Annotated in this window: 1 protein-coding gene; it reads right to left on the bottom strand. The window is 68.6% G+C overall.

What is annotated here, in order from left to right:
- On the bottom strand, window positions 1-1,254 hold a 1,254-nt coding region (locus ACP4J3_RS50670), incomplete at both ends, for a CTP synthase (protein WP_426545061.1).

Below are 1,254 nucleotides of genomic sequence, written 5' to 3'. Positions count from 1 at the left end.
GGCCTTCACGAGGCCGGCGAACAGCGGGTGCGGGCGGGTCGGGCGCGAGCGCAGCTCGGGGTGGGCCTGCGTGGCCACCAGGTAAGGGTGGACCTCGCGCGGGTACTCCACGTACTCCACGAGCTTGCCGTCGGGCGACGTGCCGGAGAACAGGATGCCCGCCTTCTTCTCCAGCTCCGCCCGGTAGGCGTTGTTGACCTCGTACCGGTGACGGTGCCGCTCCTCGACGTACTCCTTGCCGTCGTACACCTCGCGCACGATCGAGCCCTCGGCCAGCTTGGCCGGGTACATGCCCAGCCGCATGGTGCCGCCCATGTCGCCCTCGCCGGCGACGATGTCGAGCTGCTCGGCCATGGTGGAGATGACCGGGTGGGAGGTGGCCGGGTCGAACTCGGTGGAGTTCGCGTCGCCGATGTCGGCGAGGTTGCGCGCCGCCTCGATCACGATGCACTGCAGACCCAGGCACAGGCCCAGCAGCGGGACCCTGTTCTCGCGGGCGTACTTGATCGCGCCGACCTTGCCGAGCACACCGCGGTCGCCGAAGCCGCCCGGGATGCAGATGCCGTCCACGTCGGCGAGCTGCTGCTTGGCGCCGGCCGGGGTCTTGCAGTCGTCGGAGGTGACCCACTTGATCTTCACACGGGCCTTGTTGGCGAAGCCGCCCGCGCGCAGCGCCTCGGTGACCGAGAGGTAGGCGTCGGGCAGGTCGATGTACTTGCCGACCAGCGCGAGCGTGATCTCGTGGTCGGGGTTGTGGACGCGGTCCAGCAGGTCGTCCCAGGTCGTCCAGTCCACGTCGCGGAACGGCAGGTCCAGCTTGCGGACGACGTAGGCGTCCAGGCCCTCGCCGTGCACGGTCTTCGGGATGTCGTAGATCGAGCGGGCGTCGGGGCAGGCGACCACGGCCGCCTCGTCGACGTCGCACATCAGGGAGATCTTGCGCTTGATCGCGGTGGGCACCTCGCGGTCGCAGCGCAGCACGATCGCGTCTGGCTGGATACCGATGTTCCGCAGCGCCGCAACCGAGTGCTGGGTCGGCTTCGTCTTCAGCTCTCCCGAGGGTCCGATATAGGGCAGGAGGGAGATATGGACCACAAAGACGTTGTCCCGGCCGACCTCGTGCCGGACCTGGCGGACGGTCTCCAGGAACGGCAGCGACTCGATGTCGCCGACCGTGCCGCCGACCTCCGTGATCACGACGTCGACCTCGTCCGTCGCCATGCGGCGGATGCGATGCTTGATCTCGTTGGTGAT

It is taken from the genome of Streptomyces sp. UG1 (assembly GCF_049974585.1).
Lineage (GTDB): Bacteria > Actinomycetota > Actinomycetes > Streptomycetales > Streptomycetaceae > Streptomyces.
The sequence above is the reverse complement of the archived record's forward strand: the minus strand, read 5'-3'. Positions and strand labels throughout refer to the sequence as shown.